General features: G+C 65.2%; 13 protein-coding genes. 5 read left to right on the forward strand and 8 right to left on the reverse strand.

All coding sequences use genetic code 11. From position 1 onward, the window contains the following. The 4 genes from IVB32_RS31800 to mobB form a co-directional block, all read right to left on the reverse strand. The coding region (locus IVB32_RS31800; RefSeq protein ID WP_247412652.1) for a hypothetical protein at positions 1 to 206 on the reverse strand (206 nt) is incomplete at its 3' end. 190 nt (positions 207 to 396) lie between these two features. Further along, positions 397 to 660, reverse strand: coding sequence for a sulfurtransferase TusA family protein (locus IVB32_RS31805; protein WP_018456154.1), 264 nt, complete (start codon positions 658 to 660; stop codon positions 397 to 399). Between the two features lie 66 nt (positions 661 to 726). Continuing rightward, on the reverse strand, positions 727 to 1,983 hold the full coding sequence (glp, locus tag IVB32_RS31810; RefSeq protein ID WP_085384381.1) for a gephyrin-like molybdotransferase Glp: 1,257 nt from the start codon (positions 1,981 to 1,983) through the stop codon (positions 727 to 729). Positions 1,984 to 1,992: 9 nt separating this feature from the next. After that, entirely contained in the window at positions 1,993 to 2,520 is a 528-nt protein-coding gene (gene mobB / locus IVB32_RS31815; protein WP_247372524.1) for a molybdopterin-guanine dinucleotide biosynthesis protein B, read from the reverse strand. A gap of 207 nt (positions 2,521 to 2,727) precedes the next feature. On the opposite strand from mobB, the gene fdhD reads away from it, so the two are divergent. After that, on the forward strand, positions 2,728 to 3,618 hold the full coding sequence (gene fdhD, locus IVB32_RS31820; RefSeq protein WP_247372521.1) for a formate dehydrogenase accessory sulfurtransferase FdhD: 891 nt from the start codon (positions 2,728 to 2,730) through the stop codon (positions 3,616 to 3,618). Beyond that, positions 3,605 to 4,240, forward strand: coding sequence for a molybdenum cofactor guanylyltransferase MobA (gene mobA, locus IVB32_RS31825; RefSeq protein WP_085384396.1), 636 nt, complete (start codon positions 3,605 to 3,607; stop codon positions 4,238 to 4,240). The genes fdhD and mobA overlap by 14 nt, the downstream gene beginning before the upstream one ends. 7 nt (positions 4,241 to 4,247) lie before the next feature. Here the strand turns inward: mobA and IVB32_RS31830 are convergent, their stop codons facing one another. Genes IVB32_RS31830 through IVB32_RS31840 form a run of 3 tightly spaced genes read right to left on the reverse strand, consistent with a single transcriptional unit; the run spans position 4,248 to position 8,204 of the window. Continuing rightward, complete coding sequence (locus tag IVB32_RS31830) at positions 4,248 to 6,197, reverse strand: molybdopterin biosynthesis protein (RefSeq protein WP_247372519.1); 1,950 nt, start codon at positions 6,195 to 6,197, stop codon at positions 4,248 to 4,250. Positions 6,198 to 6,209: 12 nt separating this feature from the next. Then, complete coding sequence (locus tag IVB32_RS31835) at positions 6,210 to 7,316, reverse strand: molybdopterin-binding protein (RefSeq protein WP_247372516.1); 1,107 nt, start codon at positions 7,314 to 7,316, stop codon at positions 6,210 to 6,212. 54 nt (positions 7,317 to 7,370) lie between these two features. Beyond that, on the reverse strand, positions 7,371 to 8,204 hold the full coding sequence (locus IVB32_RS31840; protein WP_247372513.1) for a substrate-binding domain-containing protein: 834 nt from the start codon (positions 8,202 to 8,204) through the stop codon (positions 7,371 to 7,373). Positions 8,205 to 8,505: 301 nt separating this feature from the next. On the opposite strand from IVB32_RS31840, the gene IVB32_RS31845 reads away from it, so the two are divergent. Both IVB32_RS31845 and IVB32_RS31850 read left to right on the forward strand, forming a co-directional pair. After that, the gene (locus IVB32_RS31845) at positions 8,506 to 9,399 is read left to right on the forward strand and encodes a helix-turn-helix transcriptional regulator (protein WP_247372511.1); all 894 of its coding nucleotides are present in this window, start codon (positions 8,506 to 8,508) and stop codon (positions 9,397 to 9,399) included. Positions 9,400 to 9,498: 99 nt separating this feature from the next. After that, positions 9,499 to 10,728: an ABC transporter substrate-binding protein gene (locus tag IVB32_RS31850; RefSeq protein ID WP_018456163.1), complete on the forward strand. Its 1,230-nt coding sequence runs from the start codon at positions 9,499 to 9,501 to the stop codon at positions 10,726 to 10,728. A gap of 184 nt (positions 10,729 to 10,912) precedes the next feature. On the opposite strand, the gene IVB32_RS31855 is transcribed toward IVB32_RS31850, so the two are convergent. After that, entirely contained in the window at positions 10,913 to 11,890 is a 978-nt protein-coding gene (locus IVB32_RS31855; RefSeq protein WP_247372509.1) for a TAXI family TRAP transporter solute-binding subunit, read from the reverse strand. Between the two features lie 106 nt (positions 11,891 to 11,996). Between IVB32_RS31855 and IVB32_RS31860 the strand changes: the two genes are divergently transcribed. Beyond that, positions 11,997 to 12,971: a tripartite tricarboxylate transporter substrate binding protein gene (locus IVB32_RS31860; protein ID WP_035969311.1), complete on the forward strand. Its 975-nt coding sequence runs from the start codon at positions 11,997 to 11,999 to the stop codon at positions 12,969 to 12,971. The last annotated feature ends 378 nt before the right edge of the window (positions 12,972 to 13,349 follow it).

The raw sequence follows: 13,349 nt of genomic DNA on the forward strand, positions 1-13,349 counted from the left end.
GCGGTCGCGATGGTCCGCTCGCGATCCAGAAAACCTGCGCCGGCACCCGAAAGTGTTCCAGCGCTCTCGATGGTAGACATGCATTCCTCCCCTAAAGCCGCCCTTCTGAACGGCCTGCCACGACGGTCCTGTTCCTCAGCCTGCAGCGCAGCCTTTGTCCCTGCTGCTCCACAATGATCGACGCGCGCCAGGATCGTCACGCGCATCCGAGACGTTAAACCCCTAACCGTGGGGACTATGCCCGACGCCACGGCCGGGCTTCTTTCGACGGCCCATTTGCTCCGCATATCGCAGGCACGACTCGACCTCCGCGTCTCGGCGGAGGACGTCAATTGGGGCAGAAGTGATGATCGATGTCGATAGACAAAAGGTAGGTATCAACCGAGTGACCGCGAGCTAAGTGGGCGGCGCACCATTGATATTTTCTATCGATCGATCGGCCTTCTCAATCAAGAACACGATGCGCGCGTCGTTGCGCTCGGTGATCTCCACCGTGTCGCCGGTCTCCCGGATCAGGTTCGGAATGTCAATCACCGACAGCGGATCGGTGCAGTACACTTCGAGCTGATCCCCCGGATGCAACGGCTTCAGCGCTTTGCGCGTCTTCAGGGCGGGCAGCGGGCATTTCAGTCCGGTGAGATCGAGCGTCGTTCTGGTCATCGGCGCAACATGGCGGGAGCGACCGATGGCGTCAACGCCGAGCCAGCACCAGCATCACGTTCAGACTCAGAGCAAATCGGCATAGGACAGGAAACCCACGCTCTGCCCCGGCTCGACACGCGTGACCTCCTCATCGAGCTCGATGAGGCCGTCGGTGTCGACCAGAGAGGACAACAGCCCAGCCCCCTCGCGTGGAAACTTGATTGCCTCGAGTGCGCCGTCCTGCGTGCGCCGCAAGGAGGCGCGAACATATTCGCGTCGGCCCGCCTTCTTCTTGTAGGTGAATGCCGCACGCACCGGGATCGGCAACAGCGGCGCCGGCAGGCTGCCCGCAAGCGCCAGCACCGTCGGCCGCACCACATGCACAAAGGTGACGAAACTCGCGACGGGATTGCCCGGCAGTCCGATCAGCGGCGTGCCCGCAATGATGCCCATCGCCACGGGCCGTCCCGGCTTGATCGCCATCCGCCACAACACCAGCGAGCCGATGCTTTCGACCGCGGCCTTGACGTGGTCCTCCTCTCCGGTCGAGACGCCGCCAGTGGTGAGGATCAGATCGTGCGTGCCTGCAACTTGCTTGAGGCCATTCGCAAGCGAGGTACGTTCGTCGCGCAAAATGCCGAGATCGCTGACCTCGCAGCCGAGCCGGCGCAGCATCGCCATCAGCATGAAGCGGTTGGAATCGAACAGCTGCGAGGCCGCGCGCGGCTCGCCGGGCGAGGTCAATTCGTCACCGGTCGAGAACACCGCGACACGTATGCGCCTGACGACGTCGAGCCCGACCAGGCCGAACGCCGCCGCGAGCGCGACATGTTGCGGCAGCAAGCGCTGGCCTGCGCGCAGCGCGATGTGGCCCTGGGGGATGTCCTCTCCCGCAGGGCGGACATTCGCGCCCGGCTTCAGCCCCGGCGGCAGCACGATTCGGCCGGCATCGTCTACGCGCACGTCTTCCTGCATGAAGACAGTTTCGGCATCCGGCGGCATCGGCGCGCCGGTGAAGATGCGCGCAGTATGGTCGGCCTTGATCGGCGCCAGTGCCAGACCGCCGGCCTGGATGCGGCCGTCGAGCGGGAGTGCCCGCTCGGCGCTGTCCGGAAGATCGGCGTTGCGCACGGCGTAGCCGTCAACAGCGGAATTGGTGAAGGGGGGCAACGGCAGCGGCGCCGCGATATCGCGGGCCAGCACCCGCCCATCAGCATCGATGAGTGTCACGGTTTCGAGATCGACAATCGCGTTGACGCGCGTCGTGATCAGGCCAACGGCTTCGGCAACCGACATCATCGGTCCGCCGAAGGCAAAACAATCGTCCGACAATTGCGCCATGGTGCCTCGTCAGCGCATCGCAGCGCTTTTCGCGACTGCTTCCTCGACCGGGATCGCCGCGCGCAGCAGCAATTCCGCGGCGGCGGCGATATCGTCGAGATGGACGGTCGGCAGTCGTGTTTCAATGGCGACATCGGCCGCGATCCCGTAAATTCCGGGATCATCGGGAAACAGCAACGGTTTGTCGTTGGCCGCGCGATGCACCTCGATCTTGCGATGCGGCTCGCGCTTGAAACCCTCGAGCACGACGAGGTCGACGGCTGACAATTTGCTCAACAGTTCCGGCAGTCGCGGCTCCGCCGCCCCGCGCAATTCGTGCATCAGCGCCCAGCGATTTGACGAAGCAACCAGCACCTCGGCCGCGCCGGCCTCACGATGGCGCCAGGAGTCCTTGCCGGGAACGTCGACGTCGAACTGGTGATGCGCATGCTTGATGACCGAGACGCGCAAGCCAAGCGCATTGAAATGCGGGATCAGCCGCGTCAACAGCGTGGTCTTGCCCGCACCGCTCCAGCCCGCAAGGCCGATGACTTTCATTCCAGCTCCGTCTCCGCGAGCGACCAGGTCCCTGATGGAACCACTCTCTCCTCCGTCATTGCGAGCGCAGCGAAGCATCTAGGAATGGATCCACAGCGGCAGCCCGGATTGCTTCGCTTCGCTCGCAATGACGAAAAGGCGGCATTTCGTTCTCTCGCTAGCATGCTTATATCGGCTTGACCCGAATGTCATGCTAACGTCGCGGCCATGATGAAGATCGACAAAGCCCCAGTGCCCCTGATCGTCCCTGATACCGACGACCCGCGCCTCACCGAGAGCGTGAGCGGGACCGACCAGTCCGGCGCCAGAATCGAGATCAAGGTGCCGGTGGAGCGGCCACTGACGCTCTATCTGAATTCGCAGGAGATCGTCACCATGATGACGATCGGCGACTATCCGGAATATCTGGCGCTGGGCTATTTGCTCAACCAGAACATGCTGAAGTATAATGACGCGGTCACCGAGGTCGAATACGACGACGACCTCCAGGTCGTGGTGGTGCGCACCGAGCATCACACCAATTTCGAAGCCAAGCTGAAGAAGCGAACGCAGACTTCAGGCTGCGCGCAGGGCACCGCCTTCGGCGATCTGCTGGAGGCGGTCGAGAGCGTGGCGTTGCCGAAGGCGGAGCTGCGTACGTCCTGGCTCTACCAGATGACGCAGACCATCAACACCATGCCCTCGCTCTATCTGGAAGCCGGTGCGATCCACGGCTGCGTGCTGTGCAGGGAGGGGGAGCCGCTCTGCTACACCGAGGATGTCGGCCGTCACAACGCCGTCGACAAGATCGCGGGCTGGATGTACCGCCACGGCGTCGATGCATCCGACAAGATCCTCTATACCACGGGACGGCTCACCTCTGAGATGGTGATCAAGACGGTCCGCATGGGAATTCCGATCCTGGTGTCGCGCTCCGGCTTCACCGCCTGGGGCGTCGATCTCGCCCGGCAGGTGGGCTTGACGCTGGTCGGCCGCGCGCGCGGCAAACGCTTCATCGCGTTGTCGGGGGAAGAGCGCATCGTCTACGACCAGAACCTCGCTTACGTCGAGGAGGAAGCGGCCAAGCACAAGCGCAAGGGTGAAGGTGGTGACGATTAGCTTTCCGACCACGCAAGGCGTGCTGCTCGCCGGTGGCCTCGCGCGGCGCATGGGCGGCGGCGATAAGCCGATGCGCACCATTGGCGGCCGCACCATTCTGGAACGCGTGATCGCGCGCCTATCACCCCAATGCAGCGGGCTGATCCTCAATGCCAACGGCGATCCCGCCCGCTTCGCCGCGTTCGGTTTGCAGGTCGTTGCCGACGACGTGCCCGGCTTTCCCGGTCCGCTCGCCGGCATCCTTGCCGCACTCGACTGGACCGCGGCGAACCGGCCTGAGGCGAAGTGGGTGCTCAGCGCCGCCGGCGACTGCCCCTTTCTGCCGCGCGATCTTGTCGCACGCTTGCATGACGAACGCATCGCCGCGAATGCCGAGCTCGCCGTTGCGGCGTCGGGCGGCCAGTCGCATCCGGTGATAGGCTTGTGGCGCGTTGGCTTGCGCGACGAACTGCGTCACGCGCTGGTGGTCGAGGATCTCCGCAAGATCGACCGCTGGACCGCGCGTTATCCGCTCGCGACCGTGACGTGGCCGACCGAACCGCTCGATCCGTTCTTCAATGCCAATACGGTCGAGGATATCGCGGAAGCCGAGCGGCTCGCCGCACTGGATGCGGCGTCCTAACCAAGCTCTACGCCGGCCGGAATCCGGCCCGCTCCAGCGCGGCACGCGCTTCGTCCGAGCCGAGCGCATCGAGAAAGGCCCGCACCGCCGGACGCTGCTTCCGCGCCGTCACCAACGCGAAGTCATAATGCTCCTCCGCGAGCGGAATGAAACCGAGGCCGACCGCCTTGGCGACCGGCGCAATGGTCATGCCCCAGTCGGCGCGATGCTGCGCGACCGCCGCGGCCACCGCGTTGTGCGAGCGTGGCTGGTTCCAGTAGCCTTCCGGGCGCGCACCACCGAGCAACCGGTCGATCAGGATGCGCGTGCCGGCGCCCTGGTTGCGGTTGACCATGATGCAGGAGGGATCAGCGAGCGCCGCGACGACGGCGTCCTTCGCGCTGTGGCCTTCGAAACGCTTGTCGCCCTTGCGGAACACGATGCCCTGCATCCGTCGCCAGCCCGGCACGAGTTCGAGACCTTCGACGAGGTAAGGCGCATTGTAGGTCTCGCTCTTGTCGTCGAACAGATGGATCGGCGCCAGATCGCATTCGCCGCGCCGCGCCGCCGCAAGTCCGCCGAGACTGCCGACCGCGATCGAACGCACGGTCAGCCCGGCATGCGCGAGTTGCGCCGTGACGAGATCGAGGCCGGTGCAATGACTGCCGACGATGACGAGATCGGGCACCCGCACATGCGGCGTGAACAGCGTCACCTCGGCTTCGGTCCCGGCCGGCATCTGGTCGGCGAGTGCGTCGATGCGCAGAAAACCGTCGGCCTGCGCGAACGACGTGATCGCACCGGACCCCTTGCCGGAGGGATAAGCGATCAAGCCGTCCTTGCCTTCGACCAGCGAGACCATGACGAATTCGGTGCGGCCGAGCTCGGAAGCAATGCGCACCGGCACGGTCGCGTTCACCTTGGCATCGGAGCGCGGCGGCAGTCCGGCCATTTTGCGCAACACCGGCACGATCATGTCGTGAAAGGTGAACATCGCCGAGGTCGGAAAACCCGGCAGGATCACCACCGGCTTGCCGTCGCACACCGCAAGACACAGCGGCTTGCCGGGCTTGAGCGCAATGCCATGCGCGATGATGCCGGGCTGGCCGAGCCGGCCGATGATGCGATGAGACAGATCGCCCGCGCCTTTCGACGTGCCGCCGGAGAGCACTAGCATGTCGGCGTCCGCCAGCGCACGCCGCATGGCGGCTTCGAGCTGAGCTTCGTCGTCGGGAATGGCGCCGAGGAAAACCGCCTCTCCGCCGTTCTCGTCGATCGCAGCAGTGACGATCGCGCCGTTGGTATCGTAAATCGCAGCAGGCGCGAGCACCTCGCCGGGCTGAACCAGTTCGTCGCCGGTGGAGATCACGGCCACACGAGGTTTGCGCACGACGCTCACCTCGGCAAGACCGCAAGCCGCCAGCATGCCCACCTCGCGCGAGCCCACGATCGTGCCGGCGCGCAGCAGCGCCTCGCCGCGCGCGATATCGGATCCTGCGTATGATATGAATTGCCCGGGCGAGGCGGCGCGACGGACGTCGATGGTGGCCGATCCCGCCGGCTGGGTATGCTCGACCATGACCACGGCATCGGCACCGCGCGGCAGCGGACCGCCGGTGGCAATCGGCGTTGCCGTTCCCGCCGCCACTTGCAGCGCGGGTACGGTGCCGCAGTGAATAGTCTCGCCATTCAGCCCGAGGCGAACTTGCGCACCTTCGCCGGCTGTCGCAAGGTCCGCTGAGCGCACCGCGAAGCCGTCGACGTTGGAACGGTCGAACGGTGGCACGTCGATTGGCGCAGTGATGTCTTCAGCAAGCGACGCGCCGAGCGCTGCTGCGAGCTTGCGTCTTTCGCTTGGGATCGCGCGGGGGAACAGCGCAGCCTCGAAGCGTGCCAGGGCCTCCTCGCGGGAAACGATTTGCAGGAACTGTTCCTGTTCGAGTGCGCTGCGGACTTGCGATTGCGGGATCATGGTCATGCTAAACCCATATCATTCCCGCATCAGATAGGCATCGACCGGCGCGCCCGCTGCAAATCCCTCGTGGCCGGCGGGAACAAGCAGCCATGCATCAGCACGGGCCATTGCCTGGAGCGGCCATTCTCCTACCGCAAGCGGCACCCACGCATGATGTTCCTCGGCCAGCAGGACCATTTCGGCGATGCCGACGCTGGATGCAATCTTTCGCGCGAGCGGCAAGACTATCTGTCGGCGCGGCTGCCGCGCCGACAGAAGGTCGACGAGCGGCAGCACGAGCGCGAGCCAGACCGCGAGCGCATGGTCCGGCGATCCGGGCAAGCCGACGACAGGAATGGTTCCCAGCCGCCCGATCGCGGCGGTGCGTCCGGGCTGGAGCGCAAGACCATGGGCAATCACGTCACCACCCTGGGCCAGCGCCGTGACCGCGGCATCCTTGCGACCGACGCCGCTGCCGCCGATCGTCAGCAGGAGATCGCAGGTAGGCGTCCCCAACGTCTCCGCGATCGATCCCGCGTCTCGCGCGCCGGCCTCGCTCGTCTGCACATCCAGTCCAGCGGCGCGAGCAATGTCCGCGATCAAATGCATGGTCAGCGTTGCACCTGATACATTGACAATGCGCAGCCGCGGACGGCGCACGCTCAGCCGGTCCAGCCCGGCGGCGCGCGCGAGCAAAAGAGCGGCAGGACCGACCGGATACCCCTCTGCGGCGGCAGGCGTTCGTCCGTCGATGTCGCTTCCTGCGCGCCTGACGCCCTGCCCCGGCACGCCCTCCGCCAACACCTGGGCGAGCGGACCAGACACCTCGACTGAATCGGCATCGAGCACACAGTCGCATCCCGCCGGCATCGCGTCGCCGGCATCGACCCAGGCGGGCGCTGTCGGCAGCGGCAGCGGTGAATAGGAGGACGCGCCGACCAGATCATTGGCGCATAACGCCCAGCCGTCCGCGGCAGCGACGTCACAGGATGGTCGCGGCGCGAGCAGCGGATTGCCCGCGGCGATGCAGCCGGCCGCTTCGCTCAGCGGCAACTCCACCGGCTCGAGCGGATCAAGCCCCTTCAGCAACGCGGCGAGCGCGGCGTCGAGTGGCGTCAGCGATGGCGGCAGGCGCTGGGTCATGCGCCATGATGGACCATGCATCGCCCGGTTTGGCAACCGCTGGCGACACGAACGTCAGCCGCCCGATTTGTCCGCATTGGGGAAGAACAGCTGTTGTCCGTCGACCTTGTATCCGGCGATCGCCGCCTGCCCGTCCGGCGAGATCAGCCAGTCGACGAAGTCTTGTCCCAACTCCTTCTTGACGTTCGGAAACTTCGCGGGGTTCACCAGCATCACGCCGTACTGATTGAGCAGCCGCTTGTCGCCTTCGACGACGATGTCGAGATCGCCGCGATCCCGAAAAGCGATCCAGCTGCCACGGTCGGACAGCACATAGGCGTTCGCCGTGCGCGCTGCATCAAGGGCTGAGGCCATGTCCTGCTTGGCTTCGCGATACCATGCGCCCTTGGTACGAGCGATGTCGATGCCGGCGACGATCCAGAGCGCGAGCTCCGCGGCATGCGTGCCTGAGCGGTCGCCGCGCGTCACGAACGGCGCGCCCTTGGCCTCGATCGCCTTCAGCGCGGCCGCGATGTCCTTGCCCTTCACGCCGGCGGGATCGCTCTTCGGCCCGATCAGCACATAGTCGTTGTACATCACGTCAAAGCGCTTCACCGCAAAACCGTCGGCAACGAATTTCTCCTCCTGCGGCCGTGCATGCATCAGCACGACGTCGACTTCGCCCCTTCGTGCCCCCTCGAGCACCTCGTCGGCGCGCCGCGCGATCACCGTCACCTCGATGCCGGTCTTCTCACGGAACATCGGCAGCAGATAGTCGAGCAGGCCGGACTCCTGCGTCGCTGTGGTCGTGGCGAGCACGATCGCGCGGTCCTCCGCGGATGACGCTGCAACGCCGGCGACGAGGCCGCAGAGAAGCGCGAGTGCAACGGAGAGGCGGCGGACGGCCATGATCGGGTTCCCACTGGCTATGACGCGATCATGATGCTGATGGATTGCGCCGCACTCGTGACGCGTTTGCACATTGTGCCCGCAGCGTCGGGAAATTCCGGCAATGCGCCGCGCGCGAAGACCGCAAGATCCACACCACGCGAGCAATTCAGGATCGTTCACCAAGGCAGAGATCGCGCGTGGGGATGTGTTGCAAAGCAGCGAGATGATCGGGCATGGTCGTGGCGGACAAAACTTGAAATGCAGAATTCCACCTGCGTCGAACGTCAAAAAGAAGCAAGAATTTGCATAGGAATGCAGGATGGAATTCCTGACGACCAGCGAAGCCGCCGACTATCTTCGGCTCGGCGAACGCAAGCTTTACGAACTCGTCACCACCGGTGCGATCCCCTGCACCAAGGTGACCGGAAAATGGCTCTTCCCGCGGCACGAACTCGACCTCTGGGTGCTGTCCGGACTGGCGCGCCCGGCCGGCATGCTGATCGCGGAGCCGCCGCCGGTCGTCGGCGGCAGCCAGGACGAGCTGCTGGATTGGAGTCTGCGCGAATCCGTCTCGGGCCTGGGCTCGATGAGCGAGGGCAGCGCACGCGGGCTCGAGCGGTTGCAGCGCGACGAGGTGATGGCCGTGGCAATGCACTTCCACAGCCTCGACGCCGACGGCAATCTTGCCGCCGAGGCCAATGCGACGGTCCTGCGAGACGCTCCGGACCTGCATGATGCATTGCTGGTCGCGTTCGTGCGCCGCGAGCAGGGTCTCGTGCTGCCGCCGGGCAATCCCAAGCGGCTGCGCGGCCTTTCCGACGTGCTCGCGCTCGGGGCCAGGATGGCGATGCGGCAGCAGGGCACGGGCGCGCAGATGCTGCTCGATGTGCTGCTCAGGCGCGCCGGCGCCTCGACGCGCGATTTGCGCCGGATCGAGACGCCGGCCCTGACCGGGCCGGATCTCGCCGAGATCGTCCGCGCGGGACAAGCCGATTGCGGCATCGCGACGCGTGCGTCCGCGCGCTCGGCCGGCCTCGATTTCGTGCCGCTGATCTGGGAGAATTTTGACCTCGCGATGCGGCAGCGCAGCTATTTCCGCCCCGCCATGCAGGGCCTGATCCGGTTCCTCGGCGAAAAGCGGTTGCTCCAGCGCGCCGAGGAGCTGACCGGCTACGATCCCTCCCCGGCCGGACAAATCCGCTTCGCCGCCTGACGTTGACGCCCGCCCCCAAATAGTTGCAAAAGAAACCAATTCAGCCGGGCCATACCCGGGGGTACACCGGCCAACGCGCCGGATCAGGGGAGGACAAATATGAAGCCAACGAGATTTGGACTGCCGGTCGCTGCCGGCTTTGCAGCGACGTTCTTGGCGGCGACGCTGCTGCCGGGCGCCGCAATGGCGCAGGTGTCCGACGACGTCGTCAAGATCGGCGTGCTCACCGACATGAACGGTCCGGCCTCGGCGCCGACCGGCCAGGGTTCGGTGACGGCGGCGCAGATGGCGATCGACGATTTCGGCGGCACCGTGCTCGGCAAGCCGATCAGCATCGTCGTCGGCGACCACCAGCTCAAGGCCGATATCGGCGGCGCCATCGCGCGGCGCTGGTACGACGTCGACCAGGTCGATCTGATCGTCGACGTACCGGTCTCCGCGGTCGGGCTCGCGGTGCAGAACATGGCCAACGAGAAGAAGCGGCTGTTCATCACCCACTCCACCGGCACCGCCGATTTCCACGGCAAGTTCTGCTCGCCTTATGCGATCCAGTGGGTGTTCGACACCCGCGCGCTCGCGGTCGGCACCGCGGACGCGGTGGTCAAGCGCGGCGGCGACAGCTGGTTCTTCATCACCGACGATTATGCCTTCGGCCATTCGCTGGAGCGCGACGCCTCGGCGGTCGTGACCGCCAATGGCGGCAAGGTGCTGGGCTCGGTGAAGCCGCCGCTGGCGACGCCCGACCTCTCCTCCTTCGTGCTGCAAGCGCAGGCCTCCAAGGCCAAGATCATCGGCATTGCGGCGGGTCCGCCCAACAACATGAACGAGATCAAGACCGGCTCCGAGTTCGGCGTGTTCAAGGGCGGCCAGCAGATGGCGGCGCTGCTGGCGCTGATCACCGACATCCACGGTCTGGGCCTGCAGGCCGCCCAGGGGCTATTGCTGACGACGTCGTTCTATTGGGACCTGGACGACAAGACCCGCGAATGGTCGAAGCGCTACTTCGCCAAGATGAACAAGATGCCGTCGATGTGGCAGGCCGGCGTCTATTCGAGCGTGATGCACTATCTCAACGCCATCAAGGACACCGGCACCGACGATCCGCTCAAGGTGGCCGCCAAGATGCGGGAAAAGCCGATCGAGGATTTCTTCGCCCGCAACGGCCGCTTACGCGAAGACAATCTGATGGTGCACGATCTGTGGCTGGTGCAGGTGAAGACGCCGGAGGAAAGCAAATATCCGTGGGACTATTACAAGATCCTCACCACGATCTCGGGCGACAAGGCGTTCGGTCCGCCCGACCCGGCGTGCGCGATGGTGAAGAAGTGAGGGTGTAGCGACGCCGCGCTGACGGTGCACCCTCTCCCCTTGCGGGAGAGGGTGGATTCGCGAAGTGAAGCCGGGTGAGGGGTCGTCTCCGCGAGTCCAACTCGCTGTTGAGTTCGCGGAGAGATACCCCTCATCCGGCGCTTCGCGCCACCTTCTCCCACAGGGGGAGAAGGAAGGAAGCGCGCTACTTCACCACCCCGATCTCGCGAAAGTACTTGATCACGCCGGGATGGATCAGCTCGGGCTTCGGCGCGGCGGCGACGGTGTTCGCGGCCGTAGTCTCGCAGGCTTGCGCGAGCTGCTTGCAGAAGGTCGGCTCGACACCGTGAAGCGTCTTCGCCAGGCGATAGGCGACATCGTCAGGCAAATCTTCGCGTGTCAGCACAAAGCTCCAGGAGCCGAGCGAGGCGATCGGCTCGGACTGGTTCGGGTAGCTGCCGGCCGGCACGGTGAGCGGCTTCAGGAACGCATGCTTGGCGCGGATGCGCGCGATCTCCTCCCCGTCAGGCGCGATGAAGCGCGCGCCTGATGTGCTCGAGGCCACCGCGGCGAAGCCGGGCCAGCCGATGCCGGCGCCCCAGAGTGCGGCGACACGGCCATCCTCGACCATCGCGGGGCCATCGCCGGCGCGGTCGAGATAGATCGCCTTGAAGTCCTCGTCCTGCTTCAACCCGAGACCATCGAGCACATAGCGCGCCAGGATCGGCAGGCCCGAGCCCTTGGCGCCGAATGCGACGGGCTGACCGACCAGATCGCGAATGGTCTTGTAGGCACTGTCCGCGCGCACCACGAACATGCCGGGGTTGGAATAGATCGCCGTGAGGATCTTCAACCGTACCGGCGCGCGGCCGATGCCGGCGAAGGCTTCATAGGCCGGCTCGCCCGCGACCAGGGCGAGATCGAGCGCGCCCTTCTCCAAGAGCGGAATGTTCTCGTTGCTGCCCTTGGTGTTGCGCGGGGCGATGATCACTTGCGGATCGGCCGCGTTCATCACTTGCGCAAAGGCGTTGCCATAGAGCGGAAAACCGCCGCCGGGCGTCGCGGTGCCCAAGCTGATCGTCAGGCTGGGTGTGTTGGTCGGAATGGTGTTGGCTCCGGTTTGAGCGGCAGCGGGGCTTGAAAGCAGCGCCGCGCCGAGAAGGAAAACAAAAGCGAATCTCATGGTCGGTCCCGGCGGGGGCGCGTCAACATCGACTTGCGGCGATGTAGGCAGCGCCCCGATTTTGTGAAAGCATGCAGCCCAACGACAATAGAACATGGGAGGCGTCATGTTGCGAATTTTGCGTAACAGTGTTTTCGGGCTGGTTTTCCTTTCAACGCTGTTGGGCGCCGCACCTCCCGCCTCCGCCGCTTATCCCGACCGTCCCGTGCACTGGATCATCGGCTTCTCCGCCGGCGGCCCGGTCGACATCGTGGCGCGGATCATGGCGCAGTGGCTGACCGACCGCTTCGGCCAGCAGTTCATCGTCGAGAACCGCACCGGCTCGGGCGGCAACATCGCGGCCGCTGCTGCGATCACCTCACCGCCGGACGGCTACACGCTGCTGTTCGTCGCGCCCAACAACGCGATCTCGACCTCGCTCTACAAGAAGCTGCCGTTCGACTTCCTGCGCGACACCGTGCCGGTGGCCAGCATCATGCAGCTCACCAACATGCTGGTCGTCTCCAACGCGTTCCCGGCGAAGACGGTTCAGGAGTTCATCGACTACTGCAAGGCCAATCCCGGCAAGATCTCCTTTGCTTCGTCCGGCAACGGCACCTCGGTGCACATGTCGGCGGAGCTGTTCAAGGTGATGAGCAAGTGCGACATGGTGCACGTGCCCTATCGGGGATCTGCGATCGCCTTCCCCGACATCATCTCCAACAAGGTGCAGCTGATCTTCGACAACCTCCCCTCCGCGATGGAGCAGGCCAAGGGCGGCAACGTCCGCGCGCTCGGCGTCACCTCGCCGCAGCGCTGGCCGAGCGTGCCCGACGTGCCCGCGATCGCCGAGACGTTGCCCGGCTTCGAATCGGTCGGCTTCTACGGCATCTCCGCGCCGAAGGGCACGCCGGCCGACGTGATCGAGATCCTCAACAAGGCCGTCAACGAGGCGCTGAAGGACCCGAAGCTGGTCGCGCGCCTCACCGAGACCGGCGGCATCCCCAAGCCGATGACGCCGGCCGAGTTCGGCAAGCTCGTCACCGACGAGACCGAGAAGTGGCGCAAGGTGGTGGAGTTCGCCGGCGTGTCGGTGGACTAGGCCTGCGGAACTGCCGCGCGCCTGCAGCGCGCCAACGCGACATCGGAGGGGATCGGAAGACCCCTCTCCAACAAAATGTGCGAAAACAACCCCATGCACAGTAGAAAGATCTTGGCATTACAAGGGGTTACAGAATCGAAAACCGAGCCCCCTGGCGCGATTGCCAGAGGGCGGGGACGAAGGCTCGGCGAGATGGGCTTGCGCCGTCGGGCAAAACAGGACTATAAGGGCATCATCGCCAATTTCGGTTATTCAAAAATCCCAAGGCTTGCCGCGCCAACGTTTGCAACCGCCGGCGCCAGCATTGCACCCCCGCCTCCGTCCCTGTAAACGAACCGCGCACCGTTGCCGGCCGCAGCTTTCGCGGCCGTCTCGCGG

This window comes from Bradyrhizobium sp. 23, assembly GCF_023073295.1.
GTDB lineage: Bacteria > Pseudomonadota > Alphaproteobacteria > Rhizobiales > Xanthobacteraceae > Bradyrhizobium > Bradyrhizobium canariense_D.

What these genes read in the sequence shown, in the direction of transcription:
- mobB (WP_247372524.1), bottom strand. Translation starts at nt 2,520, where the DNA reads ATGAAAGTCATCGGCCTTGCGGGCTGGAGCGGTGCGGGCAAGACCACG.
- IVB32_RS31845 (WP_247372511.1), top strand. Translation starts at nt 8,506, where the DNA reads ATGGAATTCCTGACGACCAGCGAAGCCGCCGACTATCTTCGGCTCGGC.
- IVB32_RS31830 (WP_247372519.1), bottom strand. Translation starts at nt 6,197, where the DNA reads ATGACCATGATCCCGCAATCGCAAGTCCGCAGCGCACTCGAACAGGAA.
- IVB32_RS31840 (WP_247372513.1), bottom strand. Translation starts at nt 8,204, where the DNA reads ATGGCCGTCCGCCGCCTCTCCGTTGCACTCGCGCTTCTCTGCGGCCTC.
- fdhD (WP_247372521.1), top strand. Translation starts at nt 2,728, where the DNA reads ATGATGAAGATCGACAAAGCCCCAGTGCCCCTGATCGTCCCTGATACC.
- IVB32_RS31860 (WP_035969311.1), top strand. Translation starts at nt 11,997, where the DNA reads ATGTTGCGAATTTTGCGTAACAGTGTTTTCGGGCTGGTTTTCCTTTCA.
- IVB32_RS31805 (WP_018456154.1), bottom strand. Translation starts at nt 660, where the DNA reads ATGACCAGAACGACGCTCGATCTCACCGGACTGAAATGCCCGCTGCCC.
- IVB32_RS31855 (WP_247372509.1), bottom strand. Translation starts at nt 11,890, where the DNA reads ATGAGATTCGCTTTTGTTTTCCTTCTCGGCGCGGCGCTGCTTTCAAGC.
- glp (WP_085384381.1), bottom strand. Translation starts at nt 1,983, where the DNA reads ATGGCGCAATTGTCGGACGATTGTTTTGCCTTCGGCGGACCGATGATG.
- IVB32_RS31835 (WP_247372516.1), bottom strand. Translation starts at nt 7,316, where the DNA reads ATGACCCAGCGCCTGCCGCCATCGCTGACGCCACTCGACGCCGCGCTC.
- IVB32_RS31850 (WP_018456163.1), top strand. Translation starts at nt 9,499, where the DNA reads ATGAAGCCAACGAGATTTGGACTGCCGGTCGCTGCCGGCTTTGCAGCG.